Genomic DNA, 26,242 nt, shown 5'->3' on the forward strand with positions numbered 1-26,242 from the left:
TTACGGGATGCGGGGCGCGGGGCGCCCTACGGCGTGTAGACGGCGTCACTGCCGTACAGCTCCCTGGTGAACGCGGAGACATCGGCGCTGCGGTCGGTGCCGTCGAGGTTGTACGTGAGATAGACGCCGTAGCCCTCGTCGACGGTGCGGCGGGCGAGGTCGGCGGTCGTGCCCTGCGAGGTCCCGCCGATCTCGACGGCCGCGGGCGACAGCTTCGACTTGGGCAGTGCGATGCCGGGGACCTGCCAGGTGCCGTAGTACGGATTCCAGGCGTAGTCGAACTTGGCGGAGATGTCGACGCCGCCGTAGGAGAGGCGCGAGGCGGCGGGGCCGATGTTGTAGAGGCTGATGATCTTGTCCGGCATGTTCGCGCGCAGCGCCGTCACCAGGTGCACGAAGGAGCTGTCGTTGGGCTGGCCGGTGCCGTTGTTGCCGTACTCGGCGTACTCGTCGTCGAAGTCGATGCCGTCGAGGCCGTACTTGGTCACGGTGTCCGACAGCTGCTTCGCGAACGCCGAAGCCGCCGCCTTGGACGGGAAGTTGGCGAAGCCCGCGCCCTGGTGGTTGCCGAGCACCGAGAGGACGACCTTGATGCCCTTCTGCTGCAACGGCCGTATCTGGGTGGCGGCGTTGTCGAGGACGCGTTGCACGTTCTCGTTGAAGTGCAGGTACGCCTCCTTCTTGGTCGTGTCGTAGTTGATGTTCGCCGCGAAGATCACGGCGACGTCGAAGACGTTCTCGCCGCCGTTCGCGAGGGTGTACTTGCCGACGTTCAGCATGCTGTTGTCGTTCACCTCGACGTACGCCACCGAGGTCGGTCCCTGTTTCGTGGGAGCGGGGGCGGCTGCCGCGCCGGTCGTGGCGGCCGTGCCGAAGGCGAGGGCCGCGACGGCCGAGAGCGCGAGCGCGGCCTTCCGCACTCTGCTCCGTACCAGAGTGAACATCGTTGATCGGTCTCCCATCGCTTGGGGCGGCGCCCGACCTGTTCGAAAGCGCCGAGTGAGCCCTCCGAGTTTTTCGCTTTCGTGACCGAATCCCGGTAATCACGCCTGAACTCTTCACGACTCCCACGCATCCTGCGCCCCGCCCATGTCGGAGATCGTTCTGCTACGGCAACATTGCGATCTCTACGGCAACATTGCGGGCTCATGGCGAAACCGGCCAAAACCTGGTGCCGCCCCTTAGTACGGACCAAGCTGACATTCGCCCCTTCGCGGCACCGTTCCGTACCCACACGCCCGCAGAAAGCTCCACCACGCATGCACTCGACCTGTCTCCCCGGCGCCGTCCCGGCGCACCCCGCGCGTGTGGAGAGGGGGCGGTCGGCACCATGCGCTATGTGATGCGCAAGGCGTCCGGCTGGCTCCTGATGATCGTGGTGGCGACCAACGCCACGTACTTCCTGGCCAGTTGGTTCCTCGACCCGCGATCGAACTACCGGGAGCTGCGGCCCGTCCGCAGCGAGGAGCAGATCGCCGGGGCCCTCGCCCCCTACAACCTCGACCCGGGGATGCCGCTGGTGCAGCGGTGGTGGAACTGGCTCACCTCCGTGACCCTCGACTTCGACTGGGGCAGGTCCCCCACCGGCGTCTCCGTCAACGGCGAGGTGGGCTACCGCGCCCTCATCAGCGCCGAGTTGGTCGTCACGGCGACCGTCCTGTCCGTCGTGATCGGTGTCGCGCTCGCCGTCTACACCGCCGCACGCCAGTACGGCCCAGCCGACCGCATCTCGCAGGCCATCTCCATCGCGGTGTTCAACGTCCCGACGTCCGTCGCGGCCCTCGGCGTGGTCTTCGTCGCCATCTGGCTCAACGAGCACGCCGGGTTCGACTTCCTCTACGTCGCCGGGGAGAACTCGCCCGATGTCGAGGGGCTGCTCCCGACGATCGGTGACCGCCTCCTGCACCTGATCCTGCCGACGCTCACGCTGACGCTGATGGGATACGTGGGGTACCACCTGACGCAGCGCTCGCTGCTGCTCGACACGATCAACGCCGACTTCGTGCGCACCGCCCAGGCCACCGGCCTCACCCGCAGCCAGGCCGTTCGCAGGCACGCCCTGCGGGCCGCGCTGATCCCGACAGCGGCCTCCGTGGCGTTCAGCGTGCCCGCCCTGTTCACCGGGGCCGTCATCACCGAGACGGTCTTCGGCTGGAATGGCATGGGCCGCTACTTCGTCCAGACCATCAGCAAGAACGACGTGCACGGCGCGGTCGCGACGGCCGCGTTCGCCGCGGTGCTCACCGCGATCGGCGCGATCCTCGCGGACATCGCCACGGTCTTCCTCGACCCGAGAGTGCGGGTGAACTGACATGGCGACAGCGACCGATACCGTCACCGTCACGGCGCGCAGGGACCTCGGCCGCGGCCGGCTCTATCTGCGACGCTTCCTGCGCAACCGCCTCGCCGTGGCCGGCGTCGTGATCTTCGCGCTGCTGGTGCTCTTCAGCGTCTTCGGCGGCCTGTTCACGTCCTACCACCACACCGACGCCGACTTCACCGCCCTCACCCAACCGCCCAGCGACGTGCACTGGTTCGGCACCAACCAGGGCGGCAACGACATCTACGCCAGTGCCGTGCACGGGCTGCGGCGCTCGCTGGTGATCGCCGTGAGCGTGTCCGTCCTGACGATCGTCGTCGCCGCGGTCATCGGCTCGAGCGCCGCGTACTTCGGCGGCCGGGTGGAGAGGCTGACGCTCGCCGTCATCCACTTCCTGCTGATCGTCCCCTCGTTCCTCATCCTCGCCCTGGTCTCCAACCACCTGGCCGGTGACTGGCGGGTCCTCATCCTGGTGCTCACCGTGTTCGGCTGGATGTCCACGGCCCGGGTCGTCTGGTCCGTCTCGACCTCGCTGCGCGAACGGGACTATGTGACGGCGGCGGAGTTCATGGGCGTCCGCCCGCTGCGCATCATCCTGCGCCACATCATCCCCAACCTCGGTTCCCTGCTCATCGTCAATCTGACGCTCGGCGTCGTCGCGACCGTGCTCAGCGAGACCGCGCTGTCCTTCCTCGGGTTCGGCGTCAAGACCCCGGACGTGTCGCTCGGCACGATGCTCGCCGACGGGGCGACCACCATCACCAGCGCCCCCTGGCTCTTCGCCTTTCCCGCGGGCCTCGTCGTCCTGCTCACCGTGTCGATGACCTTCATCGGCGACGGGCTTCGCGACGCCCTCGACCCCACCTCTGTGACCGGCGCGGCGGGAGGCCGACGATGACACTCACCATTCCCCTGCGCGACACGGTCCCGCCCACCGGCGCCACCCCCGTGCTCTCCGTGCGGGACCTGCGGATCTCCTTCCCCTCCGAGTCCGGGACCGTCGAAGCGGTGCGCGGCGTCAGCTTCGATCTGCTGCCGGGCAGGACCCTCGGCATCGTCGGCGAGTCCGGCTCGGGCAAGTCGGCCACCGCGATGGGCGTCATGGGCCTGCTGCCGCCCACCGCCGATCTGCGCGGCGAGGTCCTGCTCGGCGGCCAGAACCTGGTCGGCCTCGACGACCGGGCCCTCTCGCGGGTACGGGGCAAGTCCATCGGCATGGTCTTCCAGGACCCCCTGTCCGCACTCACCCCCATCTTCTCCGTGGGCCGACTGCTCTCCGACGCGCTGCGGGTCCACCAGGACCTGACCAAGAAGGCGGCCTGGGAGCAGGCCGTCGAACTGCTCGACCTCGTCGGCATCCCCGATCCGCGGGGCCGGGCCTCGGCCTTCCCCCACGAGTTCTCCGGCGGCATGCGCCAGCGCGTGGTCATCGCGATGGCGATCGCCAACCGGCCGAGCGTGCTCGTGGCCGACGAGCCCACCACCGCGCTCGACGTCACGGTGCAGGCGCAGATCCTCGACGTACTGCGCCTGGCGCAGCAGGAGACCGGCGCCGGGCTCGTCCTGATCACCCATGACCTCGGGGTGGTGGCGGGCCATGTGGACGACGTCGCCGTCATGTACGCGGGGCGCTTCGTGGAGAAGACGGACGTGCACGCGCTGTTCCGCAGGCCGACGATGCCGTACACCGCGCGGCTCCTCGCCGCGGTGCCGACCGTGGACGGCGGGGTCCGTCGTCCGCTGCTCCCGATCGGCGGAGAGCCACCCGCCCTGTCGGGCCTGCCGGACGGCTGCCCCTTCGCGAGCCGGTGCGCCGTCGCGCTCGACGCGTGCCGCTCCGAGGAACCGGAGCTGCGCCGCGTCACGGGGCACGGGGACGTGGCCTGCCTGCGCGCGGCCGAGATCGCCGGGGGCACGCTGGATCCCACCGGGGGTGTCACGCCCGTCGACCGGGAGGCGGGCCCGGGTTCCGCCGGGAGCGGCGATGTGGTGCTGCGCGTCGAGGATCTCGTCAAGACGTTCCCCGTCACCAAGGGCGCGTTCATCAAGCGCAGGGTCGGCACGCTGCACGCGGTCAACCGGGTCAGCTTCGAGCTGCGGGCCGGGGAGACGCTGGGCCTGGTCGGCGAGTCGGGCAGCGGCAAGACGACGACGCTGATGGAGATCCTGCGGCTGCGCCGGCCGGAGGGCGGCCGGATCGAGATCGCGGGGAGGGAGATCGGGGCGGCGGCGGGCCCGGATGCCGGTGCCGCGGCCGGTTCCGGCGGGGGTGCGCGCACCCTGCGGCACGACGTGCAGATGGTCATGCAGGACCCGATGGGCGCCCTGGACCCGCGCCTGCCCGTCCACCAACTGCTCGCCGAACCTCTTCAGGCCATCGGCCGCGACCGTGCCGCGATCCGCTCCCGCGTCCATGAACTGCTGGAGCTCGTCGGCCTCGACGCCTCGGTGGGCGACCGCTTCCCCGCGGCGCTCTCGGGCGGCCAGCGCCAGCGCATCGGCATCGCCCGCGCGCTGGCCACGGACCCGAAACTGGTCGCGCTCGACGAGCCGCTGTCCGCCCTGGACGTATCGGTACAGGCCGGGGTGATCAACCTGCTCGGCCGGCTCAAGCGTGAGCTGGGCCTCGCCTATCTCATGGTCGCGCACGACCTCGCGGTGGTCCGCTACATCTGCGACCGCATCGCGGTGATGTATCTGGGGCACGTCGTCGAGACCGGCGACACGGAGACGCTGTTCTCCGACCCGAAGCACCCCTACACCCGGGCACTCCTCTCGGCGATCCCCGTGCCCGACCCGGAGCGCGAACGCACCCGCGAGCGGATCGTCCTGAACGGCGAGCAGCCCAGCGCCACGGACCTGCCGAGCGGCTGTGTGTTCATCGACCGCTGCCCGCTGTACCGCCTCGCCGACGCGGACACCCAGGAGCGCTGCCGTACGGAGCGCCCCGCGCCCAGGCCGGTGCCGGGGCGGCCGGATCACGCGTACGCCTGCCACGCCGCGTGACCGACGGCCGACCCCCATTCCACGTCCCATCCCCAACCCAAGGAACCACTCCCATGCGCGCAAGACTGGCCCTGCCCGTCGCCCTCATAGCAGCCCTCTCCGTCACGGCCACCGCGTGCCAGTCATCGGGTGACGACGCCGCGGGCGCGAAGAACACCCCGTCCGCCGCTCCGGGCGCCGCCGACTACAACCCGACGGCGTACGACAAGCTCAGGGACGGCGGGACGTACACGACGTCGGGGACGTTCGACGACCAGGGCAACCCGTTCCAGGTCAATGGGACGCTGGCGGCGTCCCGGGTGTGGGCCTGGTACAACGCGAACGCGATCACCTTCTCGCCGACCGGTGACGTGCAGTACAACCCGGACTACTTCAGCGATGTGCAGGTGTCCGTCAAGGGCGGCAAGCAGAAGGTCGTCCTGACGATCAACAAGAAGGCCACCTTCAACGACGGGACGCCGATCGACTGGACCGCGATCAAGGCCACGTGGAAGGCGAACAACGGCTCCGACAAGGAGTACGCGGCCCAGACCACGGAGGGCTACGACCAGATCACCGACGTCGCGCGGGGCAAGGACGACAAGCAGGCCGTCATCACCTTCAAGGACGTCTACGCCTCCTGGCCGAGCCTGTTCTACACGTTCCTGCACCCGAAGGCCGCGCAGGTCGACAACTTCAACAAGGCGTACGTGAAGAAGGCGCGCCCCGAGTGGGGTGCGGGCCCGTACACGGTCGGCAAGTGGGACACCCACTCGGGCAACATCACCTTCGTCCGCAACCCGAAGTGGTGGGGCAAGAAGGGCAGGCTCGACAAGCGCGTCTATGTGAACCTGGAGCAGACCGCGGAGGTCAACGCCTTCAAGAACGGTCAGCTCGACTACGTCTCCGCGATCGACGCCGAGAGCCTGAAGCAGGTCAAGGGGCTCAAGGGCACCGAGATCCGCAGCGGTGGCAGCCCCTTCGGGTACGCGCTCAACTTCAACACCAAGTCGCCGGTCCTCGCGGACAAGGCGGTGCGCAAGGCGATCCAGGAGAGCGTCGACCGCAGCCAGATCGCGAAGATCCAGTTCCAGGGCCTGGACTACAAGGAGCCGCTGCCCGGCTCGGCCCTGTTCTACAGCTTCCAGAAGGGGTACGAGGACAACGTCTCCACCGTCCTGAAGTACGGCCCCGACCAGGCGAAGAAGGACCTCGACGCGGCGGGCTGGAAGCCGGGGAGCGACGGGATCCGGGAGAAGGACGGCAAGAAGCTGGAGATCAGCTACACGCTTGTGGGCGACGCCCCGCTGGACAAGGCCACCGCCGGCGCGTTCGCCGCGATGCTGAAGCCCATCGGCGTCCACCTCACGGTCAAGAAGGTCGCCGAGGCGGACTTCGCCAGCGTCATCAACGAGCGGAAGTTCGATCTGATCCTCTCGGGCAACCGCTCCATGGACCCCTTCGGGGCCCGCTACATGTGCGAGATGTTCTGCTCGGACCGTGACTCCAACATCACGGGGGCCGGGTCGCCCGCGCTGGACAAGGAGATCCGCGCCACCGCGGACATCGGCGATCTGGACGAGCAGCAGGCGGCGGTGAACAAGCTCGAGAAGAAGGCCTTCCAGGAGTACGCCCGGCTCCCGCTGTTCAGCGGCCCGTCGACGTACAGCGTCAGGAAGGGCCTGGCGAACGTGGGCGCGACCATCTTCTACAGCCCGCTGCCGGAGACGGTGGGCTGGGAGAAGTAGCCCCGCGGCGCCCGTCCGCCCCCCTCCGCCACGAAGTGGAATATTCAACTACCCGTGGTCGTTGCAGCCCACAGAAGGAGGCAGACAGTGCAGCAGAAGCTGGAAATGACCTACTACGACCACGGGACCGCGGCGGAGCGCTGGGAGCGCGCGCGGCAGTTCTTCGACGCCAAGGAGTACGCCACGGCGGCGCGCATCCTCGACGGCCTGGCCGACGAGGTTCCCGAGCAGGTCGCCCCGCGCCTCCTCCTCGCCCGCGCCTACTACCACTCGGCCCAGCTCCTGCGCGCCGAGACCGAGTTGCTCAAGGTCCTCGACCTCGACCCGGTCGAGAGCTACGCCCGGCTGATGCTCGGCCGCACCCTGGAGCGGCAGGGCAGGCAGGCGGACGCGACGCCGCATCTGCGGATGGCCGCGGCGCTGTCCGGGGACATGCCGCAGGTCTGACATGCCGCAGGTCCGACGGGCCGCGCGGAACCCATGGGAGCCCCCGGCAGGGGTGGCACGCCTCAGGCGTCCCACCCCTCGCCGGAGGGCTCCCCCGCTCCCACCACGAATCCGATGACCGCTCCCCCGCCCGGCCGCCCCTCGGCGAAGACCACGCCCCCGTGCGTCGTGGCCACCTCCCGCACGATGGAGAGGCCGAGGCCCGAGCCCGGCAGGCTGCGGGCCACCGGGGCGCGGTAGAAGCGGTCGAATACATGGGCCAGGTCGGCGGCATCGATGCCGGGACCCCGGTCGAGGACCGTGACGCGGCGGCCCTCGACGACGATCTCGATGGGTTCGGTGCCGTCGCGGTCGAACTTGGCCGCGTTCTCCAGGAGGTTGGTGACGGCGCGCTGCAGCGCGGCGGGACGTCCCCGGAAGACCTGCGGATGCCCGGCCCGCAGGGTGATCGTGCGGCCGGTGCGGCGCCGCGCCACGGCGGCCGCCTCCTGCGCCGGTTCGACGAGCGTGAGTTCTTCGGCGCGCTCGTCGTCCGGCCTGCCCGCCGCGAGGTCGACCAACTCGTTGACCAGGTCGGTCAGTTCGCGGGACTCATCGGCGAGATCGGCGACCAGTTCCGCCCGTGCGCCGGGCGGCAGTTCGTCGATGCGGTGCAGGAGGGAGATGTTCGTACGCAGGGACGTCAGCGGGGTGCGCAGTTCGTGGCCCGCGTCCTGGACCAGGCGGCGCTGGTCGTCCTCGGCCTTGGCGAGACGGCCCAGCATGTGGTCGAAGGAGCGGCCGAGCCTGCCGACCTCGTCGCGTCCGACGACGGGCACCTGGGTGTCGACCCTGCCGGTGGCGGCGACGCCTTCCGCCGCGTGCGCGAGGCGTACGAGGCGTCCGGTGATGCGGCGGGCCAGCCACCAGCCGACCAGGCCCGCGGAGAACACCACGAGTCCGGCGAAGAGCAGCGTGCGGTCCTGGAGGTCTTTGAGGAGGTCCTCCGTGTCGCTGAACTGCTGCGCGACCTGCACGGCGCCCCGGCCGCCGCCGAGCGCGACGGTCGCGAGGCGGTAGTCCTCGCCGCCGATCTCGAGGTCGCGGCGTGCCACCTTGCCCGGCTCCAGGTCGGTCGTGAGGGTGCGGTCCGTCGTGCCGACCGGCAGTGCGGGGCTGCCCTGGTCGACGATCCGGCCGCCCGCGGCGAGCACCTGGATGTCGGCGCGGGTGTGCTTGGCCAGATCGTCGCGCAGGCCGTCGTGGTCGAGGTCCCCGGTCGCGTAGTCCTCGGCGTCCAGGTTCCTGGACCGCACCTGGGCCCGCAGGTCGCCGACGACCTCCATGAACATCGACTGCTGGTCCCTGCGCACGAGTTGGGCCGCCGCGTCGTAACTGAGGATGCCGACGAGGAGCGTGACCCCGGCGGCGACCGCGGCGAACGAGGCGGCGAGGGTCGTCCGCAGACTGGTGCGGGAGCGGCGCGGCAGCCGCACGCGGGCGGGACGGCGGGGGCGGGGAGGCTCGGGCATGGGCGGGCTCAGGATTCCCTGAGGACGTAGCCCACGCCCCGCACCGTGTGGATCAGCGGGGCGCCGTCGGCGACGACATCCAGTTTGCGGCGCAGATAACCGACGTACACGGCGAGGTTCTTGGAGCTGGGCCCGAAGTCGTAGCCCCAGATGCGGTCGTAGATGGCGGTGTGGTCGAGGACGATCCCCGCGTTGCGGGCGAGCAGCTCGAGGAGGTCGAACTCCGTGCGGGTGAGGTCGAGTTCCGTGCCGCCGCGCCAGACCCGGCGGGCCAGCGGGTCGATCCTGAGGTCGGCCGTCTCGACCAGCGCGGCAGGGACACCTTCAGCCGTGTGTGCCGCCGCCCTGCCGAAGGGCGTCTCCCCGTCGACCCTGCGCAGCAGCGCCCGCAGCCGTGCGAAGACCTCCTCGATCTCGAACGGCTTGGCCACGTAGTCGTCGGCCCCCGCGTCGAGACCGGCTATCCGGTCGGCGGTCTCCACCCTGGCCGTGAGCATCAGGATCGGCGTGCGGTCGCCCTCGGCCCGCAGCACCCGGCAGACCTGGAGGCCGTCGATGCCGGGCATCATCACGTCGAGCACGAGGATGTCCGGCGGCCGCCGATGGGCGGTGGCGAGCGCCTGGACGCCGTCGGCGACGGCCGTGACCTCGTATCCCTCCAGGGTCAGCGCACGCGCGACGGCGTTGCGGATGGCGCGGTCGTCCTCGGCGAGCAGCACGGTGTGGGGCATACGGGCAGTCTGCCAAGCCGTCCGCGCAGGACCGTCCCCCGGGGCCCGGCGCCTCCGCTTCTCTTACCCGGCTCTCACCTTCGCCGGGCCCTCGGCTTACCCCGCGCTGCCAGGGTGGGGCTCCGTCCGATCCATTCCGCCCGCGCCCCTCACATCGCGCTCCACCAGGGAGAAATGCACCGCATGAAGGTCGTGTTCCTGCTGCACAACGCCTACGCGGTCGGCGGCACCATCCGCACCACCCTCAACCTCGCGGCCGCGCTCGCCGACCGCCACGAGGTCCGGGTCGTGTCGCTGATGCGGCACCGCGAGGCGCCGCGCTTCGCCGTGGATCCGCGCGTCGTGCTGGTGCCGCTCGTGGACATCCGGGTGGGCGGCGCGGACATGGCGGATCCGCTGTTCGCCGAGCCCGCGCGGGACTTCCCCGTGGCCGACCGGCGCCATCACCAGTACACCCGCCTCCATGACGTGCGCGCGGCGGACTTTCTGCGCGGCTGCGACGCCGACGTCGTCATCGGCACCCGCCCGGGGCTCAACGTCTATCTGGCCCGGTTCGGTCCGCGCCGCGCCCTGCGCATCGCCCAGGAGCATCTGCGCCACGACGCGCACAGCAAGCGCCTGCGGGCCGAACTCGCCCGCCACTACCGCGTGCTGGACGCCGTGGTGACCACCACGGAGGCGGACGCGGCCGTCTACCGCAGACGGATGCCGCTGCCGGGCGTGCGGGTTCTCGCGGTGCCGAACATCGTGCCCGCTCCGGCGGACGGGCCCCGCGACGGTGCGGCGAAGGTGGTGGCCGCGGCGGGGCGGCTCGTGCCGGGCAAGCGGTTCGACCTGCTCGTGGAGGCGTTCTCCGCGGTCGCCGCGCAGCATCCCGACTGGCGGCTGCGGATCTACGGCGGCGGTCCCGGCAAGGCGGGCCTCCAGAGCATGATCGACGGGCTCGGGCTCGGCGGCCACATCACGCTCATGGGGGTGCGCTCGCCGCTCGAGACGGAGTTCAGGCAGGCGTCCCTGGTCGCGTCCGCGTCCGACGCGGAGTCCTTCGGCATGACGCTCGTCGAGGCGATGCGCTGCGGCCTTCCGGTGGTCAGCACCGACTGCCCGCTGGGCCCCGCGGAGATCATCGAGGACGGGCACGACGGCCGTCTCGTGCCGTGCGGCGACGGCCACGCGCTGGCCAAGGCGCTCGTCGAGCTGATCGAGGACGCCCCGCTGCGCCACCGGATGGGCGAGGCCGCGCTGCGCAGCGCCCGCCGCTTCGACCCCGACCCGATCGTCCGCCGCCACGAGGCGCTCTTCGCCGAGCTCCGGGCGACGCGGCGCGGGCGCGCCAGGGAGCGTTCCCGCGCCAGGGCACGGTCCTGGGCCCGGGCCCGCGTCCGCGCCGTACGGCGAGGGTGCGGAGCGGCGCTCGGCCGCTTGCGGGTGGCGCGTTCCTGGAGGGCCGGGTCACCTGGGAGTTGATGGCAGCGCTCTGGCCGCACGCCTACGCCGTCGTCCTGCTCCGCCACGAGCTCACGCACCGACGCGGTACGCGCCCCTCGCCCGGCGTCACAGCCACAGGGCCTCGGCGAGGGCCACTCCCACGAAGGCCGCACCGAGTCCGGCGACGACGCTGCCCACCGCGTTGGCCGCCGCGGAGAACCCCTCGCCCTGCTCGGCGAGCCGCAGCGTCTCGTACGAGAAGGTCGAGTACGTGGTCAGGGCCCCGCACAGGCCGGTGCCCAGGAACAGCTGAGTGTGCGAGGAGGCGGCGCCCACCGCCACCGCGCCCGTGACGACGCCGAGGACGAGACAGCCGGCCACGTTCACGGTGAGGGTGCCCCAGGGGAAGGCGGCGCCCTGCCGTGCCTGTACCGCGCGGTCCGTCAGATAGCGCAGCGGGGCGCCGACCAGCGCGCCCGCGGCGACGAGCAGCCAGTTCACCGGCGCCTCCCCGCGACCAGGCGGCGCGTCGTCCACGCCGCGCACCACACGGCCGCCAGGGCCGCGAGCAGGGTCAGCGCCAGATAGGCCAGGCCGGTGCGGGCATAGCCCCCGCCGAGCAGGCGCTCGATGTCCACGGCGTACGTCGAGAACGTGGTGAAGCCGCCGAGCACGCCCGTACCGAGGAACGGCCGCACCAGGCGGTGTGCCGTCCACACCTCGGTGACGAGCACCATCAGGACGCCGATCAGCGCGCAGCCCGCCGCGTTCACCGCGAGCGTCGACCAGGGGAAGGCGCCGGGACCGACCGGCCAGGCGAGGGACGCGGCGTAGCGGGCTGAGGCGCCGAGCGCGCCGCCGACGGCGACCGCCGCGAGGATCAGGCCCTGCCCGCGCGTCAGTTCGTACCGCTGCGCGGGCACGGACAGGTCGATGTCGGGGTCCGTGGGTTCGTCCACCGCCGCGGGCCGCCGGTCGTGCGTGGGCATGTGCCTCCTACTCGCGTCGCCCGTGGAGGGGCGCACTCGTTCGCAAGTAGGGACCGTCGGCGGCGTCCGTGCCGCGGTTCGGGTACGGCGGGCCCCACCGCCGCGCGGCGCCCGGTGGAGGCCGCCGCTTCCACCAGGCTAACCGCCCGCGCGGCGGCTCACACGGCGGGGGGCAGTGCGCCGAGCCGGGTGCGCTGGAGGAGGTCGTTCATCCTGCGGGAGTCGGACGAGGGCGCGCCCGCGGTCTCCAGGTGCCGCTCGGGGCGCCTGCGGGGCGCCGCGGAGCTGAGGATCTCCTGCTGGAGGCGCTGCAGATCGGGCGAAGGTTCGAGGCCGAGTTCGTCGTTCATGGCGCGGCGCAGGTGGTGGTAGACCTCAAGGGCCTGGGTCCTGCGTCCGGAGCGCTGCAGCGCGAGCATGTAGTAGGCGTGCAGATGCTCGTCGAAGGGGTGCTGGAGGACCAGGGACGCCAGTTCGCTGAGCACCTCTTCGTGGCGGCCGATCCGCAGCACGGTCTCGATGCGCAGCCCGCGGGCGGCCTGCCGCGACTGTTCGAGTCCGGACACCTCGGCCTGCAGCGGAAGGCCCCGCTCGACGTCGACGAGCGCGGCGCCCTGCCAGAGGTCGTCGGCCCGCTGAAGCTGGCGGACCGCGTCGGCCTGGTCGCCGGCGCGCAGCGCCATCCGTCCCGCCGCGTCGAGCCGCCGGAACTCCGCGAGGTCGAAGGCGCACGACTCTGTGTTGAACACATAGCCCATGCTCTTGGTCTGGAGCAGCTCACTGCTCACCACGCTCTGCGGCAGGGCGAAGTTCACCGCGATGCTGCGGCGGATGTTGAGGATGTAGGTCTGCAGCGCCGTGAGCGCGGTCCGCGGCGGACTGTCGTGCCACAACTCCTCGACCAGCTGCGACACGGGGACGACACGTGAGTGGCTCATGAGGAGCAGAGCGATAACTTTGCGTTCTTTTGGGGCGGTTGGGGTCGCCTGCCCGTGGTCCGAGTGGAGCGATAACGAACCGAGTACGTCGATGCTGATCTGGACTCCCATGGACTCCCCCTGTGTCCGCGCCTGCAGGCGGCCAGCCAATGATCGGTAGAGATTATGGAGACAACTGTTAGTTGACTGCAGTCTGCATGGATCCCGGAAGGATTGTCAACTGTGGGTTGATCGGGGAGACTTGGTGTCAACGACCAGACTCGCGGTGCCGCACCCCTGGTGCCCATGACGCTGTGGAGAGTGACGCTGTGGAGAGTGAGGACATGCCGGAGAACGACGACGGGGCGCCGCTCGCCGCGAGACTCAACCATCTGTTTCGCGCCAGTCGCCCACAGGGCAGGACCTGGACCAATCGCGAGGTCGCAGAGGAGGTGAAACTGGCCAATCCCGGACTGAAGGTGAGCGGTGCCTATCTATCCGCCCTGCGTACGGGAAAACGGACCAACCCGTCCACCGATCTGCTGAGCGCGCTGGCGAAATTCTTCGGTGTCTCACCGGCCTATTTCGTCGATCCGGATCACGCCGCCAGGGTCGACACACAGCTGGCGGCGCTCAACGAACTGAGCCAGTCTGGGGTGCGTGAAGTGGCCCTGCGAGCGGTGGGGTTGCCGCCGGAGAGCCTGGCGGCGATCAGCGCCGTCATCGACCAGGTCCGCAAGTTGCAGGGATTGCCGCCCGTCGAGGAGTAGATCGAAGCAGTGTCCTCCGTATTAAGACCCCGCCGGGACTGGTTCAGGAGGAACTCCGGACCGCTGCGCCGCTCCTGCGAGCTGCGCCTCGCCGCCCTCGGCATGCCCGGCGAACGCACCATCGCCCATCTGTGCGCCCACGTCAGCCAGTTGCGGGGACGGCCGGTGGTGACCGCCCCGATGCGGCTCAAGGCACCGGCTCCCTGCGGCATGTGGATCGCCTGGCAGGACATCGACGTCATCGTGTACGCGGCGGACACCAGCCCGGCGCACCAGGACCACATCATCGTGCACGAACTGGCCCACATCCTGTGCGGGCACCGCGGATCCGACGAACCCCTCGACCAGGGTGCGGCGGGATCGCTCTTCCCCGACCTGGACCCCGCGCTGGTGCGGGACGCCCTCTACCGCACGGCGTACACCGACCCCCAGGAACGCGAGGCGGAGATGCTCGCGTCGCTGTTCCTCAAACAGGCCGCCGCGTCGGCCCCGCAGGAGACCGTTCCCGAGGTCCCGTGCGCGGACGCGGAGATCATCGCTCGTATCGAGGCCACGCTCGGCCCGCACTGAATGGCCCGTCGTACGGCCACGGGGGGACGGAACAACCGGCATGCTTCCCAGCCAACTCATCGGGTGGGTCTGCGCCGTGGCGGCGCTGGCCGCCTTCCTCTACACCATCCCGCTCCTGCTGCGCGGCCGCAGGGACCCGGCCGTGCTCGCCCTGTGCGTGCACTTCCTGTGTTCGTCCCTCAGTTTCCTCGAACAGCTCGGCGCGCTGCCCCCGACCGGCATCCTGCTGCGCGACCAACAGCATCTGACTCCCCTGCTGACCGAGGTGGCGGTCGTCGGGCTCACCGGTTCCCAGACGGTCTTCCTGATGTACTGGTCCCACCCTCCGGAGGTGGCCCGCCGCAGGGCCCGACGGCGGGTGCTGGTCTTCGCGGGCCTCGCCCTCGCCCTGGTCGTACTGAACTTCGCGCTCGGTCTCAGCGGGCGCAGGGCCGTGGCCGAGCGGCTCACCCTCACGGACATGCACGACCCCGGATACGCGGCGTACCTCTACTTCTTCTTCGCGGTCTGCGCGCTGGGGCAGTTCGAGACGTTCCGGCTCTCCCTGCGCTACATGCGCATCGCCCAACGCCCCTGGCTGCGCTGGGGCATGCGGGCCGCCATGCTCGGCGCGCTCCTCTCCGTCCTGCACTGCGGCATCCGCTGCTGGGAGATCACGGGTACGTTGTCGGGGCGCGGCATGAACGTCCTGCACTCCCCCGACTGGTTGACCGGTGACATCGGCGCCGCGCTCAAGGTGTTCGGCTGGACCGTGCCCGCGTGGGGCCCCAGCCTGAGCCTCGCCGCGCGGTGGATCGGCAAGTACCGCTCCTACCGGCGGCTGCGGCCCCTGTGGGTCGCGCTCAGCAGGGCCGTGCCGGACATCGTCCTGGACCCGCCGGTCCTGCACAGGATCGGCGACGTGCTGCCGCTGCGGGATCTCGACTACCGGCTCTACCGCCGTGTCATCGAGATCCGGGACGGCCAGCACGCGCTGCGCCCCTACCTGCCGAAGGACCACCGGATCGAGGCCGGACCGGCCGGCGCCGAGGCCGAGGCGCGCGCCCTGCGGATCGCGCTGCGGGAGAAGCGGGCCGCGAGCGCGCCCGACCCCTCGGCCGCGGTCGAACCGGAGCCCTCGGGCGGCGGCCGGGAGTCGGCCGGGCTCAGCGACGACATCGTGTGGCTGGGCCGGGTCGCGGACGCCTTCGTGCGCGCCCGCTGACCTGGGCGGGGCCGCGCCGTGCGGCCCCGCAGGACTCAACAGGCCTTGGCGGGCGTGCCGTTGATCGCCTCCATCAGCGAGCGCGGGGTGGCCAGCTGGGTCGCCAGGTCGTCGGGCAGCTCGACGCCGTAGTCCTGCTGGATCCGTGCCGTGGTCTCCAGGAGGGCGAGCGAGTCGCAGCCGAGGTCCTCGAAGGTGAGGTCGAGGACGTCCTCCGCGTCGCCGGAGAACGCGAGGTCCCCCGCGCTCTCGGTGAGCAGGCGGACCATGTCCTGTGCGGTGATCTCGGTCATGTGGATCGTCTCCTTCAGTTCTTTGCGTTGCTGTGGGGGATGTCCGCCGCCTCGGCACGGCGTACGACGACGGCCGAGTTGAAGCCGCCCTTGCCGCGCGCGAGCACCAGGGCGGAGTCGATGCGACAGGGGCGGGGCGCCCCGAGCACGAGGTCGATGCCGTACGCGGCGGGCACCTCGGTGGTGTGCGCGGTGGCCGGGACCAGGCCCTCGCGGATCGAGAGGAGCGCGGCCACCAGGTCGAGCGGACCGCCGCCCGCGAACAGCCGCCCGGTCAGCGCCTTGGGTGCGGTGACCGGCACCGCCCCGGGTCCGAACAGCTCCCTGATCGCCGCCGCCTCCGCGGTGTCCTGCGCCGGCAGGCCCGCCGCGTCGGCGAAGACAACGTCGATGTCCCCGGGCCGCAACCCGGCGTCGGCGATGGCGAGTTCGGCGGCCCTGCGCAGCCCCGGCGGCCGGTCGAGGCCGGGGGCCGGGTCGAACGTCGCGGCATAGCCGGCGATCTCGCCGTACGGTGCGCGGCCGCGGGTCCGTGCCGTGTCGGCGTTCTCGGCGATGAGGATCGCGCCGCCCTCGCCGGGCACATAGCCGTTCGCGCCGACGTCGAACGGGGTGTACGCGCGGCGCGGGTCGGGTGTCGTGCTGACCCTGCCGCCGGAGATATGGGAGGCCCAGCCCCAGGGGTCGAAGGCGGAGTCGACGCCGCCGCAGACCATGAACGGGGTGCCGAGCCGGATGGCGCGGCGCGCGTTGCCGACCGAGTCGAGCCCGCCCGCCTGCTCGCCGACGACGACGCTGCCGGGTCCTCGCATGCCGTGCCGGATGGAGATCTGGCCGGTGTTCACCGCGTAGAACCAGGCGAAGGACTCATAGACGCTGACCGTCGAAGGCCCCTCCGACCAGAGCTTCTTGAACTCCTTGTGGGTGAACTCGAAGCCTCCGGTGGCGTTCGACGTCATCACGCCCATGTCGAACTCGGCGAGTTCGGCGGGATCGACCCGGGCGTCCGACAGGGCGGCCGCGGCCGCCGCGAGGGCGAAGCGCGTGGAGACGTCCGTCTGCGGCAGGAGCCGTTTCGGGATGTGTTCCAGCGGGTCGAAGTCGCGTATCTGGCCCGCGATCCTGGCCGGGTAGGCGGAGGCGTCGAACCGGTCGATCTCACCGATGCCGCTGCGGCCCTCGACGACCGACGCCCAGAAGTCCTCGACGGTGAGCCCGTTGGGCGCCATCACGCCGATGCCGGTCACCACTGCCTTGTCGGTCACTCCTGCACTCCTTCCGGGCGGCGCAGCACCATCGCGCTCTGGAATCCGCCGAATCCGCTGCCCACGCTGAGCACCGTGTCCACGCGCATCTCGCGCGCCGTCAACGGCACGTAGTCCAGGTCGCATTCGGGGTCGGGTTCATGGAGGTTGGCGGTCGGCGGGACCACGCCCTGGTCGATGGCGAGCGCGCAGGCGGCGATCTCGATGGAGCCGATCGCGCCGAGCGAGTGCCCCACCATGGACTTGATGGAGCTGACGGGCACCCGGTAGGCGTGGTCGCCGAGGCTGCGCTTGAACGCGGCGGTCTCGTGGCGGTCGTTCTGCTTGGTGCCCGAGCCGTGCGCGTTGATGTAGTCCACCGCGCTGCCGTCGGTCCTCGACTCGTCGAGCGCGGCCCTGATCGCCTCGGCCATCTCGCGGCCGTCGGCCTTCAGACCCGTCATGTGGTAGGCGTTGAGCCGGGTCGCGTACCCGCTGATCTCGCCGTAGATGTGCGCCCCGCGGCGCCGCGCGTGCCCGTACTCCTCCAGGACGAACATGGCCGCGCCCTCGGCGAGGACGAATCCGTTGCGGGTCCGGTCGAAGGGGCGCGAGGCGCGCTCCGGTTCGTCGTTGCGCGGGGTCGTCGCCTTGATCGCGTCGAAGCACGCCACGACGATCGGTGTGACGGGGGTGTCGGCGGCCCCGGCGACCATCACGTCCGCGCTGCCCTCCTGGATCACCCGGCAGGCGTGGCCGATCGCGTCGAGTCCCGAGGTGCAGCCGTCGGAGACCATCGCGGTCGGGCCCTCGGCGCCGACCGCCCAGGCCACCTCCGCGGCGGCGGCGCCGGGGGTGAGGTAGTCGAACATGTGCGGGGACAGATAGTCGGGGTCCACCTGCCACTGCCTGCCGCCGTCGGAGAGCACCAGGTACTCGCGCTCCAGGCTGGTGGCGGCCGCCACGGCGCTGCCCAGGCTGACGCCGGTGCGGTGCGGGTCGAGTTCCTCGAACTCGATGCCGCTGTCGGCGGCCGCCTCCCGCGCGCACACCACGGCGAACTGCGCCGAGCGGTCCATCCGCCTGATCTGACGCGGCGTCAATCCTTCGTGGACCGGGTCGAAATCGCACTCCCCGGCCACTTGTGAACGGTAGGGGCTCGGATCGAAGAAGGAGATCCGCCGGGTCGCGGTGCGGCCCGAGCTGAGCAGATCCCAGAACTGCTTCTTGCCCGCGCCGCCCGGCGCCCGTACCCCTATCCCTGTGATGACCACACGACGTGTCATTGGAAAGCCCCCATTCCCAGCACCTGAGCGACGATTGACGTGTTGTACTCCCCGCACCGGAAGCGGTGGTCGGCCATGACGCGCCGCAGGAATCCGAGCGTGGTGTGCACCCCTGGACCCGCCACCCGGCATTCGTCGAGCGCCCGGTCCATGCGGTGCAGCGCCTGTTCGCGCGTGGGCGCCCAGACGACGAGTTTGGCGAGCAGCGAGTCGTACGCGACGGGCACCCGGTAGCCCGGACGGGCGTGGGTGTCGACGCGGACGAAGGGCCCGCCCGCGGTTTCGAACTCGGTGAGTTCGCCGGGCGCGGGCGCGAAGTCCCGCTCCGGGTCCTCGGCGTTGATGCGGCACTCGATCGCGGTCCCGCGCGGGTCCACGTCCTCCTGCCGCAGCGCGAGCGGCCGGCCCGCCGCGATGTGGAACTGCTCCTGCACCAGGTCGATGCCCGTGATCATCTCGGTGACCGGATGCTCCACCTGGATACGGCAGTTGACCTCCATGAAGGAGAAGTCGCCCGCGTCGTCCACGAGGAACTCGAAGGTGCCCGCGCCCACGTACCCGGCCGCCCTGGCGCCCCGCACGGCGGCCTCGCCCATGCGGGTCCTGAGGTCGTCGGAGAGGTGCGGCGCGGGCGCCTCCTCGATGAGCTTCTGGTGCCTGCGCTGCACGGAGCAGTCGCGGTCGCCGACGTACACGGTGCGGCCCGTGCGGTCGGCGAGGATCTGGACCTCCACATGGCGGCCCGTGGGCAGATAGCGCTCCACGAAGACGGCCGGGTCGCCGAAGAGGGTCTGTGCGCGGGCGACCGTGTCGCGGTAGGCGGCGTCGAAGTCGGCGGCCGCGTGCACGACGGTCATGCCGCGTCCGCCGCCGCCCGCCACCGCCTTGACGATGACCGGATAGCCGATGTCGTCGGCCACGGCCCGCGCCGCGGCGACCGTGCGCAGCGGCTCCAGGCTGCCGGGCAGCAGCGGCACTCCGGCCGCCGCCATCACGCTGCGCGCCGCCGCCTTGTCGCCGAGCCGGGCGATGACCTCGGGCGGCGGTCCGACGAAGGCGATGCCGTGGTCGCGGCAGATCGCGGCGAAGTCGGCGTCCTCGGAGAGGAATCCGTACCCGGGGTGGATGGCGTCCGCTCCGGTGCGCAGGGCGGCTTCGAGGACGGCGGGGACGTACAGATAGCTCCGGCCCGCGGGCGGCGGTCCGATGCGTACGCTCTCGTCGGCGCACCGCACGACGGCGGACTCCTCGTCCGCGGAGGAGTACACGGCGACCGTGCGGATGCCCAGTTCGCGGGCGGCACGTGCCACGCGCAGCGCGATCTCGCCGCGGTTGGCGATCAGTACTTTCTTGAACATCGGGGTCCTCGCCGTCAGGCCGCGGGGGCGAGGGCGAAGAGCGGTTCGCCGTACTCGACCGGCTCGCCGTTCTTCTTGAGGACCTCGACGATGCGGCAGGACCGGTCCGCCTCGACGGGGATCATCAGCTTCATCGCCTCGATGATCCCCACCTGCTGGCCCGGCTCCACCACGTCGCCCGCGCCGACGAACGGCTGGGCCTCGGGGGACGGCGCGAGGTAGAAGACGCCGACGGTTTCGGCGCACAGTGCCTCGCCGGCCGTCTGCCCGGCCTCGGCGGGCACCGTCCGTGCGGGGTCCGGTGCCGGTTCCCGCAGCTCGTCCCATTCGGCTTCCACCAGGAGGTCGCCCGCGCGCACGCGCAGCGTCCTCGGCGGTCGCGGGAACTCCTCGGCGAGGCGCACCGCGTGGCGGCGCAGCTCGTCCAGCGCGCCCGCCGCGTCCGGTGCCGGTGCGCCCGCTGTTCCCTCCGTGGTCGTGGTCACGATTGCATCGCCTCTTCCGTGGCATTCATGAAGGACTCGACGGCGCCGTAGGCGCGAAAGCGCGCGTACCGTGCGGCGACGAGTTCGGAGACGGGCATCGGGCGCAGCTCGTCGAGCACCGAGGCGAGCGCGGCGTGCACGTAGTCGGCGGCGAGCGCCGGATCGTTGTGGGCCCCGTCCGCGGGTTCCGGGACGACCGCGTCGGCGATGCCGAGGCGCAGCAGCGCGCCCGCGTCGATGCGCAGGGCCTCCGCCGCGACGGGCGCCATCGCCGCGTCGTTCCAGAGGATCGCCGCGCAGCCCTCGGGACTGATGACGGAGTACACGGCGTTGGCGCACACCAGGACCCGGTCGGCGACGGCGAGCGCCAGTGCGCCGCCGCTGCCGCCCTCGCCGGTGACGAGCGTGACCACCGGCACGGGCAGCGCCGTCATGAGCCGGATGTTCTCGGCGATGACGACGGCCTGCCCCTGCTCCTCGGCTTCGAGGCCGGGGAACGCCCCCGGGGTGTCGACGAGGGTGATCACCGGCAGGCCCAGCTTGCCCGCGAGCCGGAGCAGGCGTGCGGCCTTGCGGTATCCGGCGGGGGTCGCCATGCCGAAGTTGCGTTCGTTGAGCTCCTTGCTGGTGTGGCCCTTCTGGTGGCCGAGCACCATGACCGGAATGCCGTCCAGGCAGGCGGTGCCGCCGACGATCGAGGGGCATTCGCCGCCCTGGCGGTCGCCGCGCAGCTCCTCGAAGCCGGTGAAGAGGCGTCCGAAGTAGTCGAGCGTGGTGGGCCTGCCCAGGTGCCTGGCCCGTTGGACGGTCTCCCAGACGGCGGACTCCGGGAGTTGGGCGGGGTCCCTGATCAGCGGTTCGCCGTCCGGCGGCGGTTCCGTGCGGCCGGTGCGGGCGGCCGGTTCCGCCACCGTGGCCAGCAATCTGGCCAGGGTGTCGCGCAGTTCGGCGCGCGGCCTGATCGTGTCGACCAGACCGTGTGCGAGGAGGTGCTCCGCCGTCTGGAATCCGGCGGGCAGCGTCTGCCGGATGGTCTGGGAGATCACGCGGGGACCCGCGAAGCCCATGCGGGCCCCCGGCTCCGCGATGATCACGTCGCAGAGCGTGGCGAACGAGGCCGCGACGCCGCCGTACGTCGGGTCCGTGATGAGCGAGAGGGTCAGGATGCCCGCCGTGTCGAGCGCGCCGAGTGCCTGCGCGGTCTTGGCCATCTGCATCAGGGACAGGGTGCCCTCCTGCATCCTGGCGCCGCCCGACGCCGCCACGATCAGCAGCGGAAGCCGCTCGTCCAGCGCCCGTTCGGCGGCCAGGGTGATCAGTTCGCCCACCGCGGAGCCCAGACTTCCGCCGAGGAAGCGGAAGTCCATCACCGCGGCCATCACCCGGTGTCCCTGGACGGACCCCTCGGCGAGGACGACGGCCTCGTCGAGGCCGGTGGCGGCGCGTGCCGCCGCGAGGCGCGCGGAGTACGGCTCGGTGTCCGCGAACAGCAGCGGGTCGCCGGTCCGCACCCGCGTGCCGAGCAGTTCCACGCTGTCCGCGTCGAAGAGCTGGGTGATGCGTTCGTGGGCGGTGAGCCGGTGGTGGTGCCCGCAGGCGGGGCACACCCGGAGATTCCTTTCGAGGCGCGGGCCGTAGATCATGTCCCGGCAGCGGGGGCAGACCGCCCAGTCGCCGGACCCCTGTCCTGCGGGGTCCTCTCCTGCTTTCATCGTGGCCCTTTCTCGTCGGACCGCTGGCGCGGCCCACGGGGTTCGGATGGGGTGCGGACCGTGGCCGGTGCGGCTCAGACCGTGCTGACGACGTCCTCGAAGGCGAGCCGGGGCAGCCGGGGGTGCCCCGTGCCGGGGGCCGGGTGGCCGATGTTGACGACGGTGACGATCTCCCTGCTGCCGTCGCCGAAGAACGCCTTGTTGATGGCGTCGGCGTCGTATCCCACGATCGGCCCGGCGGCGAGCCCCGCGGCCCTGATGCCGACGATCAGGTACGCGACCTGCAGCGCCGTGTTGAACAGCGCCGACTCCCGCCGGACCGCCGCGTCGGCGAACAGGTCCTTGGCGCCCGGCAGATGCGGGAAGACCTCGGGCAGCGTCTCGTGGAAGCGCAGGTCCGCGGCGAGCAGGGCGACCAGGGGCGCTGCCGCGACCTTGGCGCGGTTGCCCCTGGCCAGGTGTCCGAGGAGTTCCCTGCGGGCGCCGTGGGAGCGCAGGAGCACCACGCGCATCGGCTGCTGGTTCATCGAGGTCGGCGCGTACTTCACCAACTCGTAGATCGCCCGCACCTGGTCGTCGCCGACGGGCTCGGGGGTGAACACGTTGGCCGTGCGGGCCTCGCGGAAGAGGAGGTCCTGCGCCGCCGGTTCGAGCGCCAGGAGCTGGGATGTGTGCGTGGGCGTCATGCGGCCTCCGTACGGTCAGGTGGACGCGTCGTCGACGAGGGCGACGACGCGGGTCCAGCCCGCGCCTGCGCCGTCGACGGCCACGGGGAAGCAGCAGATGGTGAATCCGGTGGCCGCGGGCAGGTCGCCGAGGTGGGCGAGCTTCTCCAGCTGGAGGTACTCGGCGGTCCTGCCGTAGATGTGCGCGGGCCACAGGTGCGCGTTGTCCCCGGTGCGGCGGTAGTCCTCGATCATGCGGTGCATGGGGCGGTCCAGGCCCCATGCGTCGATGCCGATGACGCGGATGCCCCGCTCGACGAGGAACGCCGTTCCCTCGCCGGTGAGTCCGGGGAATTCCCGCAGATAGTCGGCGCTGCCCCACAGCCGGTCGGCCCCCGTCCACAGGAGGGCGATGTCGCCGGGGGCAGGATCGTGCTCCGCCGCCTTGAACGCCGCCTCCAGATGGTCGGTCGTGATGCCCTCGCCCGGCGGTACGTCGCGTACGTCCAGTCGTACGCCGGGTCCGTGGCACCACTCCAGCGGGACCTGGTCGATGCTCTTGGCCGGCACGCCGCCGCTGAGCGGGCCGTAGTGCAGCGGCGCGTCCATGTGCGTGCCGGTGTGGGTGGTCAGCGTGACCGTCTCGTTCGAGATCGCCATGCCGTCGGGGAAGTCCCCGGGCGTGAGGCCGAGGACCGTGGCGCCGGTCTCGTGGTCGAGCAGTTCGACGGTGACCGGGGTGGCCTCGCTCGGCGTCGACCGCGTGGTCACGCTCAGATCGACGAGGCGCGTCATGCCGCGGACGCCCCGCCGACGCGGCGCTCGGCCTCGGTCTTGACCGCGCCGAGGTCGTCGACGCTGTTGCGCTCGACGCCGCCCTGGAGCAGCTCGTCGGCCTCCTCGTAGGTGAACTTGCCCGCGACCTTGCCCTCGACCGGGTCCTTGGGCTTGAAGTCGTGGGTGAGGACGAGCTGCGTGCGGTTCTCGGTGAGCGGGTAGGCGCGCCATTCGCCGCCCATGTGGCCGATGATCGGGGCGAGTTCGAGCTGGCGGTAGGCGATCACGTGACGGTCGTGGTCGATGTCCCTGCGCGACACCCACGACTGGGTCTCGCCGTTGACGTCGACGACGAGGCGGACGATCTGGTGGGTCTCGGAGTCCTCGATGATCTTCGCCTCCTGGGTGGGCGGGAAGATCCGGGCGTAGCCCTCGACGTCGACCAGGACGTCCCAGACCGCGGCGACGGGGGCATCGACGGTGACGGTGTGCTCGGTGTGTCGCATGACGCGCCTTCCGGTGAGGGTGAGTTCGCGGTGGTTGGCGTAGGCGGCCTCGTACGAGATCTTCGAGTGCCAGCCCGCCAGGAAGTCGTGCACCTGCGGGAGCTCGGAGAACTTCCGCAGGGAGTCCAGGTCCCGCGCCGCGTACTGGGCGATCGCCGTGCCGGTCATGCCGCGCGAGTTCTCGTCCACGGGCAGCCAGTGGTGCGGCTCGACGGCGAAGCCCTCGATGTACTCGGAGTCGAGCAGCAATTCCCGCAGTCCGTCGAAGAATCGACGCCGGTCGGATTCGGTGACCGATGCGTCGAAACGGTAGATCAGGGTGTGCAGAATCATGGATGCCTTCCCGGTGCCCGGCGGTTGCGGTACCTGATTCATCCTGGAAAGCGGGGCTCAAGCGGTCCTCAAGCCCGGCTCAGGGAAACCGCCTTGACCGGGGCTTGAGCGGTGCGGCAGATCCTGGCGAAAGTTCCAGATCCACCGGACATCTGGAGTATCGATGAAGAGTTCCTTCGACATCAGAGTGCTGGGGCCGCTGCACTTGCGTTCCGGCGATTCGATACCCACACCGACCGCCCCCAAGGAAAGGGAGCTGCTCGCGCTGCTCCTGATGAATTCCGGTCAGGTCGTGCCGATCAGCACCATGATCGACGAACTGTGGCCCGAGCGGCCGCCCAAGACCGCGATCACCGCGCTGCAGACCTATGTCCTCAACATCCGCAGGAGCCTGTCGATCGCGCTCGGTCTGCACGGCCCCGACGTCAGGAACGAACTGCTCCTGACGAAGAACAAGGGGTACGTCTTCCACACGGAGACGTGCGACTTCGACCTCACCCAGTACCGCGAGCTGGTGCTCGCGGGCCGCCGTGCGCTGCGCGAGGGCGACCGGCACCTGGGGGTGGGGATCCTGCGCCAGGCCGAAGGGCTGTGGCGCGGCAGGCCCCTGTCCGACGTCGATCAGGGCTCGCCCCTGCGGGCCGAGATCGCCGGACTCGAACAATCCCGCTCGGCGGCGCGCGCCCTGCGCATCGAGGCCGATCTGCGCCTCGGGCACCATCGGTTTCTTCTTGCCGAACTGGCCGAATTGATCGCCGAGTACCCCTTCGACGAAAATCTGCACGCCTCTTACATGGTCGCCCTGCAACGCAGCGGTTTCCGCGAGAAAGCCCTTGAGGTATTTCAGCGGCTGCACCGGGCGATGACCGAACAGATAGGCCTTGAACCCGGCCAGGAACTGCAGTTGCTGCGGCGGGAGATCCTGGCTTCGGAAGAGGGCGATGCGTCGGCGCCGGACATTTCACCGGCGTTGACCTGTCCCTGAGTGTGAAAGGAGTATGCAATGCGGGTTTCCAGTCTCCTCCATTACGGTTTGCAGGTACCGGACTTGAGCCGGGGAGGAAAGTTCTACGAGGACTTCGGCCTCTCGGTGTCCGAGCGCGGCTCCGTCCTCGCCGTGCGCTGCGCCGATCAGGACCTGGACCGCACGCTGCTGACGGAGGGGCCCGACAAACGCCTCCACCACGTCGCGTTCGGGGTGGCCCCCGGTGAACTCCCCGCGATGCAGCGGCATCTGGAGCAGCAGGGCGTACGTCTGGAGGACGCGCCCGCGCACGACGTGGCGCGGGGTCTGCCGGACGCCGTGGCGGGCGGCCTGTGGTTCCGCGATCCGCACGGCAACCTCATCACCGTGCGCGAGCAGCCGCCGCTCCCCGCGGCCGCGGCCGACGCGCCGCCGATGAACCTTCCCGGCGACTACCGGCGCAAGGACGTCGCGCGCTGGCTGACCGCCGACGCCCCCGCAAGGCCCCGCAGGCTCGGCCACATGCTGATCTTCTCGCCGGACGTGGCCGCCTCCGAGCGGTTCTACGCCGGTGTCCTCGGCCTCGGCCTTTCCGACCGGGTGCCGGGCGTGGTCACGTTCCTGAACTGCGGCCCCGGCGACCACCATGTCTTCGGCCTCGTCCAGAGCACCCATCCCGGACTGCACCATTCGAGCTGGGAGGTCGGCAGCGTCGACGAGATCGTGCTCGGCGCGCGCAACCTCGCCGACCGCGGCAGCGAACTCGGCTGGGGCCTCGGGCGGCACACCTTCGGCTCCAACCTCTTCCACTACATCCGTGATCCGTGGGGCAGTTGGGTCGAGTACTTCCTCGACATGGACCAGATCACGGAGAACTGGCAGCCGCGGGACTGGCAGGACGTCCCCTCCACCGTCTGGTGCCCCCTGCGCCCCGCCGAGTTCACCGAGAACAACGAGCCCACCCCGTGACGAACACATCGGCAGCAACGAAGGAGACCC

General features: G+C 70.9%; 26 protein-coding genes. 11 read left to right on the forward strand and 15 right to left on the reverse strand.

The genetic code is table 11. The annotated features are described in order from the left end of the window. Positions 1-26: 26 nt before the first annotated feature. Complete coding sequence (locus ACFWZ2_RS03530) at positions 27-944, reverse strand: endo-beta-N-acetylglucosaminidase H (protein ID WP_384541156.1); 918 nt, start codon at positions 942-944, stop codon at positions 27-29. 386 nt (positions 945-1,330) lie between these two features. On the opposite strand from ACFWZ2_RS03530, the gene ACFWZ2_RS03535 reads away from it, so the two are divergent. From ACFWZ2_RS03535 to ACFWZ2_RS03555, 5 genes are all read left to right on the forward strand, one after another. Beyond that, on the forward strand, positions 1,331-2,311 hold the full coding sequence (locus ACFWZ2_RS03535) for an ABC transporter permease (RefSeq protein WP_384541158.1): 981 nt from the start codon (positions 1,331-1,333) through the stop codon (positions 2,309-2,311). A gap of 1 nt (position 2,312) precedes the next feature. After that, positions 2,313-3,218, forward strand: coding sequence for an ABC transporter permease (locus ACFWZ2_RS03540; RefSeq protein ID WP_384541160.1), 906 nt, complete (start codon positions 2,313-2,315; stop codon positions 3,216-3,218). Then, positions 3,215-5,326, forward strand: coding sequence for a dipeptide ABC transporter ATP-binding protein (locus tag ACFWZ2_RS03545; RefSeq protein WP_384541163.1), 2,112 nt, complete (start codon positions 3,215-3,217; stop codon positions 5,324-5,326). The genes ACFWZ2_RS03540 and ACFWZ2_RS03545 overlap by 4 nt, the downstream gene beginning before the upstream one ends. Positions 5,327-5,379: 53 nt before the next feature. After that, positions 5,380-7,053, forward strand: a complete 1,674-nt coding sequence (locus tag ACFWZ2_RS03550; protein ID WP_384541165.1) for an ABC transporter family substrate-binding protein — start codon at positions 5,380-5,382, stop codon at positions 7,051-7,053. A gap of 99 nt (positions 7,054-7,152) precedes the next feature. Then, entirely contained in the window at positions 7,153-7,500 is a 348-nt protein-coding gene (locus tag ACFWZ2_RS03555; protein ID WP_384541276.1) for a tetratricopeptide repeat protein, read from the forward strand. 62 nt (positions 7,501-7,562) lie between these two features. On the opposite strand, the gene ACFWZ2_RS03560 is transcribed toward ACFWZ2_RS03555, so the two are convergent. Continuing rightward, positions 7,563-9,011, reverse strand: a complete 1,449-nt coding sequence (locus tag ACFWZ2_RS03560) for an ATP-binding protein (RefSeq protein WP_384541167.1) — start codon at positions 9,009-9,011, stop codon at positions 7,563-7,565. A gap of 8 nt (positions 9,012-9,019) precedes the next feature. Then, positions 9,020-9,742 (reverse strand): response regulator transcription factor, encoded by a 723-nt coding sequence (locus ACFWZ2_RS03565; RefSeq protein ID WP_384541170.1) that lies wholly within the window; start codon positions 9,740-9,742, stop codon positions 9,020-9,022. Positions 9,743-9,925: 183 nt separating this feature from the next. Between ACFWZ2_RS03565 and ACFWZ2_RS03570 the strand changes: the two genes are divergently transcribed. Next, on the forward strand, positions 9,926-11,209 hold the full coding sequence (locus ACFWZ2_RS03570; protein WP_384541174.1) for a glycosyltransferase family 4 protein: 1,284 nt from the start codon (positions 9,926-9,928) through the stop codon (positions 11,207-11,209). Between the two features lie 87 nt (positions 11,210-11,296). Here ACFWZ2_RS03570 and crcB (ACFWZ2_RS03575) read toward each other — a convergent pair whose 3' ends face one another. From crcB (ACFWZ2_RS03575) to ACFWZ2_RS03585, 3 genes are all read right to left on the reverse strand, one after another. Further along, complete coding sequence (gene crcB / locus ACFWZ2_RS03575; protein ID WP_384541177.1) at positions 11,297-11,671, reverse strand: fluoride efflux transporter CrcB; 375 nt, start codon at positions 11,669-11,671, stop codon at positions 11,297-11,299. After that, the gene (crcB, locus tag ACFWZ2_RS03580) at positions 11,668-12,159 is read right to left on the reverse strand and encodes a fluoride efflux transporter CrcB (RefSeq protein WP_384541182.1); all 492 of its coding nucleotides are present in this window, start codon (positions 12,157-12,159) and stop codon (positions 11,668-11,670) included. Before crcB (ACFWZ2_RS03580) ends, crcB (ACFWZ2_RS03575) begins: the two co-directional genes overlap by 4 nt. 158 nt (positions 12,160-12,317) lie before the next feature. Beyond that, complete coding sequence (locus ACFWZ2_RS03585; RefSeq protein WP_384541185.1) at positions 12,318-13,208, reverse strand: BTAD domain-containing putative transcriptional regulator; 891 nt, start codon at positions 13,206-13,208, stop codon at positions 12,318-12,320. Between the two features lie 212 nt (positions 13,209-13,420). Here ACFWZ2_RS03585 and ACFWZ2_RS03590 point away from each other — a divergent pair, with 212 nt between their 5' ends. From ACFWZ2_RS03590 to ACFWZ2_RS03600, 3 genes are read left to right on the forward strand one after another with little or no spacing between them, the layout of a single operon-like run. Continuing rightward, entirely contained in the window at positions 13,421-13,846 is a 426-nt protein-coding gene (locus ACFWZ2_RS03590; RefSeq protein ID WP_384541188.1) for a helix-turn-helix domain-containing protein, read from the forward strand. Positions 13,847-13,855: 9 nt separating this feature from the next. Continuing rightward, entirely contained in the window at positions 13,856-14,416 is a 561-nt protein-coding gene (locus ACFWZ2_RS03595; protein WP_384541191.1) for an ImmA/IrrE family metallo-endopeptidase, read from the forward strand. Between the two features lie 40 nt (positions 14,417-14,456). Further along, positions 14,457-15,620 (forward strand): MAB_1171c family putative transporter, encoded by a 1,164-nt coding sequence (locus tag ACFWZ2_RS03600; protein WP_384541193.1) that lies wholly within the window; start codon positions 14,457-14,459, stop codon positions 15,618-15,620. Between the two features lie 35 nt (positions 15,621-15,655). Here the strand turns inward: ACFWZ2_RS03600 and ACFWZ2_RS03605 are convergent, their stop codons facing one another. The 9 genes from ACFWZ2_RS03605 to ACFWZ2_RS03645 form a co-directional block, all read right to left on the reverse strand. Then, positions 15,656-15,913 (reverse strand): acyl carrier protein, encoded by a 258-nt coding sequence (locus tag ACFWZ2_RS03605; RefSeq protein WP_384541195.1) that lies wholly within the window; start codon positions 15,911-15,913, stop codon positions 15,656-15,658. 14 nt (positions 15,914-15,927) lie between these two features. Continuing rightward, entirely contained in the window at positions 15,928-17,178 is a 1,251-nt protein-coding gene (locus ACFWZ2_RS03610; protein WP_384541197.1) for a ketosynthase chain-length factor, read from the reverse strand. Beyond that, a complete protein-coding gene (locus ACFWZ2_RS03615; protein WP_384541199.1) occupies positions 17,175-18,443 on the reverse strand; it encodes a beta-ketoacyl-[acyl-carrier-protein] synthase family protein in 1,269 nt (422 codons plus the stop codon). The genes ACFWZ2_RS03610 and ACFWZ2_RS03615 overlap by 4 nt, the downstream gene beginning before the upstream one ends. Then, positions 18,440-19,801 (reverse strand): acetyl/propionyl/methylcrotonyl-CoA carboxylase subunit alpha, encoded by a 1,362-nt coding sequence (locus ACFWZ2_RS03620; protein ID WP_384541201.1) that lies wholly within the window; start codon positions 19,799-19,801, stop codon positions 18,440-18,442. Before ACFWZ2_RS03620 ends, ACFWZ2_RS03615 begins: the two co-directional genes overlap by 4 nt. 14 nt (positions 19,802-19,815) lie before the next feature. Beyond that, entirely contained in the window at positions 19,816-20,286 is a 471-nt protein-coding gene (locus tag ACFWZ2_RS03625; protein ID WP_384541204.1) for an acetyl-CoA carboxylase biotin carboxyl carrier protein, read from the reverse strand. Continuing rightward, positions 20,283-21,998, reverse strand: coding sequence for an acetyl-CoA carboxylase, carboxyltransferase subunit beta (accD, locus tag ACFWZ2_RS03630; RefSeq protein WP_384541207.1), 1,716 nt, complete (start codon positions 21,996-21,998; stop codon positions 20,283-20,285). The genes ACFWZ2_RS03625 and accD overlap by 4 nt, the downstream gene beginning before the upstream one ends. Positions 21,999-22,072: 74 nt before the next feature. Beyond that, positions 22,073-22,684, reverse strand: a complete 612-nt coding sequence (locus ACFWZ2_RS03635) for a malonic semialdehyde reductase (RefSeq protein ID WP_384541209.1) — start codon at positions 22,682-22,684, stop codon at positions 22,073-22,075. Positions 22,685-22,699: 15 nt separating this feature from the next. Continuing rightward, positions 22,700-23,458, reverse strand: coding sequence for a cyclase family protein (locus ACFWZ2_RS03640; protein WP_384541211.1), 759 nt, complete (start codon positions 23,456-23,458; stop codon positions 22,700-22,702). Then, positions 23,455-24,279, reverse strand: a complete 825-nt coding sequence (locus ACFWZ2_RS03645; RefSeq protein ID WP_384541213.1) for an aromatase/cyclase — start codon at positions 24,277-24,279, stop codon at positions 23,455-23,457. Before ACFWZ2_RS03645 ends, ACFWZ2_RS03640 begins: the two co-directional genes overlap by 4 nt. Positions 24,280-24,442: 163 nt before the next feature. On the opposite strand from ACFWZ2_RS03645, the gene ACFWZ2_RS03650 reads away from it, so the two are divergent. Beyond that, positions 24,443-25,264: a BTAD domain-containing putative transcriptional regulator gene (locus tag ACFWZ2_RS03650; RefSeq protein WP_384541215.1), complete on the forward strand. Its 822-nt coding sequence runs from the start codon at positions 24,443-24,445 to the stop codon at positions 25,262-25,264. 18 nt (positions 25,265-25,282) lie between these two features. Next, the gene (locus tag ACFWZ2_RS03655) at positions 25,283-26,212 is read left to right on the forward strand and encodes a VOC family protein (protein WP_384541217.1); all 930 of its coding nucleotides are present in this window, start codon (positions 25,283-25,285) and stop codon (positions 26,210-26,212) included. The last annotated feature ends 30 nt before the right edge of the window (positions 26,213-26,242 follow it).

The organism is Streptomyces sp. NPDC059002 (assembly GCF_042740435.1).
Taxonomy (GTDB): Bacteria; Actinomycetota; Actinomycetes; order Streptomycetales; family Streptomycetaceae; genus Streptomyces.

What these genes read in the sequence shown, in the direction of transcription:
- ACFWZ2_RS03565 (WP_384541170.1), bottom strand. Translation starts at nt 9,742, where the DNA reads ATGCCCCACACCGTGCTGCTCGCCGAGGACGACCGCGCCATCCGCAAC.
- ACFWZ2_RS03645 (WP_384541213.1), bottom strand. Translation starts at nt 24,279, where the DNA reads ATGATTCTGCACACCCTGATCTACCGTTTCGACGCATCGGTCACCGAA.
- ACFWZ2_RS03530 (WP_384541156.1), bottom strand. Translation starts at nt 944, where the DNA reads ATGTTCACTCTGGTACGGAGCAGAGTGCGGAAGGCCGCGCTCGCGCTC.
- ACFWZ2_RS03635 (WP_384541209.1), bottom strand. Translation starts at nt 22,684, where the DNA reads ATGACGCCCACGCACACATCCCAGCTCCTGGCGCTCGAACCGGCGGCG.
- ACFWZ2_RS03655 (WP_384541217.1), top strand. Translation starts at nt 25,283, where the DNA reads ATGCGGGTTTCCAGTCTCCTCCATTACGGTTTGCAGGTACCGGACTTG.
- ACFWZ2_RS03650 (WP_384541215.1), top strand. Translation starts at nt 24,443, where the DNA reads ATGAAGAGTTCCTTCGACATCAGAGTGCTGGGGCCGCTGCACTTGCGT.
- ACFWZ2_RS03540 (WP_384541160.1), top strand. Translation starts at nt 2,313, where the DNA reads ATGGCGACAGCGACCGATACCGTCACCGTCACGGCGCGCAGGGACCTC.
- crcB (WP_384541182.1), bottom strand. Translation starts at nt 12,159, where the DNA reads ATGCCCACGCACGACCGGCGGCCCGCGGCGGTGGACGAACCCACGGAC.
- ACFWZ2_RS03585 (WP_384541185.1), bottom strand. Translation starts at nt 13,208, where the DNA reads ATGGGAGTCCAGATCAGCATCGACGTACTCGGTTCGTTATCGCTCCAC.
- ACFWZ2_RS03640 (WP_384541211.1), bottom strand. Translation starts at nt 23,458, where the DNA reads ATGACGCGCCTCGTCGATCTGAGCGTGACCACGCGGTCGACGCCGAGC.
- ACFWZ2_RS03550 (WP_384541165.1), top strand. Translation starts at nt 5,380, where the DNA reads ATGCGCGCAAGACTGGCCCTGCCCGTCGCCCTCATAGCAGCCCTCTCC.
- ACFWZ2_RS03570 (WP_384541174.1), top strand. Translation starts at nt 9,926, where the DNA reads ATGAAGGTCGTGTTCCTGCTGCACAACGCCTACGCGGTCGGCGGCACC.
- ACFWZ2_RS03600 (WP_384541193.1), top strand. Translation starts at nt 14,457, where the DNA reads ATGCTTCCCAGCCAACTCATCGGGTGGGTCTGCGCCGTGGCGGCGCTG.
- accD (WP_384541207.1), bottom strand. Translation starts at nt 21,998, where the DNA reads ATGAAAGCAGGAGAGGACCCCGCAGGACAGGGGTCCGGCGACTGGGCG.
- ACFWZ2_RS03545 (WP_384541163.1), top strand. Translation starts at nt 3,215, where the DNA reads ATGACACTCACCATTCCCCTGCGCGACACGGTCCCGCCCACCGGCGCC.
- ACFWZ2_RS03590 (WP_384541188.1), top strand. Translation starts at nt 13,421, where the DNA reads ATGCCGGAGAACGACGACGGGGCGCCGCTCGCCGCGAGACTCAACCAT.
- ACFWZ2_RS03615 (WP_384541199.1), bottom strand. Translation starts at nt 18,443, where the DNA reads ATGACACGTCGTGTGGTCATCACAGGGATAGGGGTACGGGCGCCGGGC.
- ACFWZ2_RS03605 (WP_384541195.1), bottom strand. Translation starts at nt 15,913, where the DNA reads ATGACCGAGATCACCGCACAGGACATGGTCCGCCTGCTCACCGAGAGC.
- ACFWZ2_RS03620 (WP_384541201.1), bottom strand. Translation starts at nt 19,801, where the DNA reads ATGTTCAAGAAAGTACTGATCGCCAACCGCGGCGAGATCGCGCTGCGC.
- ACFWZ2_RS03535 (WP_384541158.1), top strand. Translation starts at nt 1,331, where the DNA reads ATGCGCTATGTGATGCGCAAGGCGTCCGGCTGGCTCCTGATGATCGTG.
- ACFWZ2_RS03560 (WP_384541167.1), bottom strand. Translation starts at nt 9,011, where the DNA reads ATGCCCGAGCCTCCCCGCCCCCGCCGTCCCGCCCGCGTGCGGCTGCCG.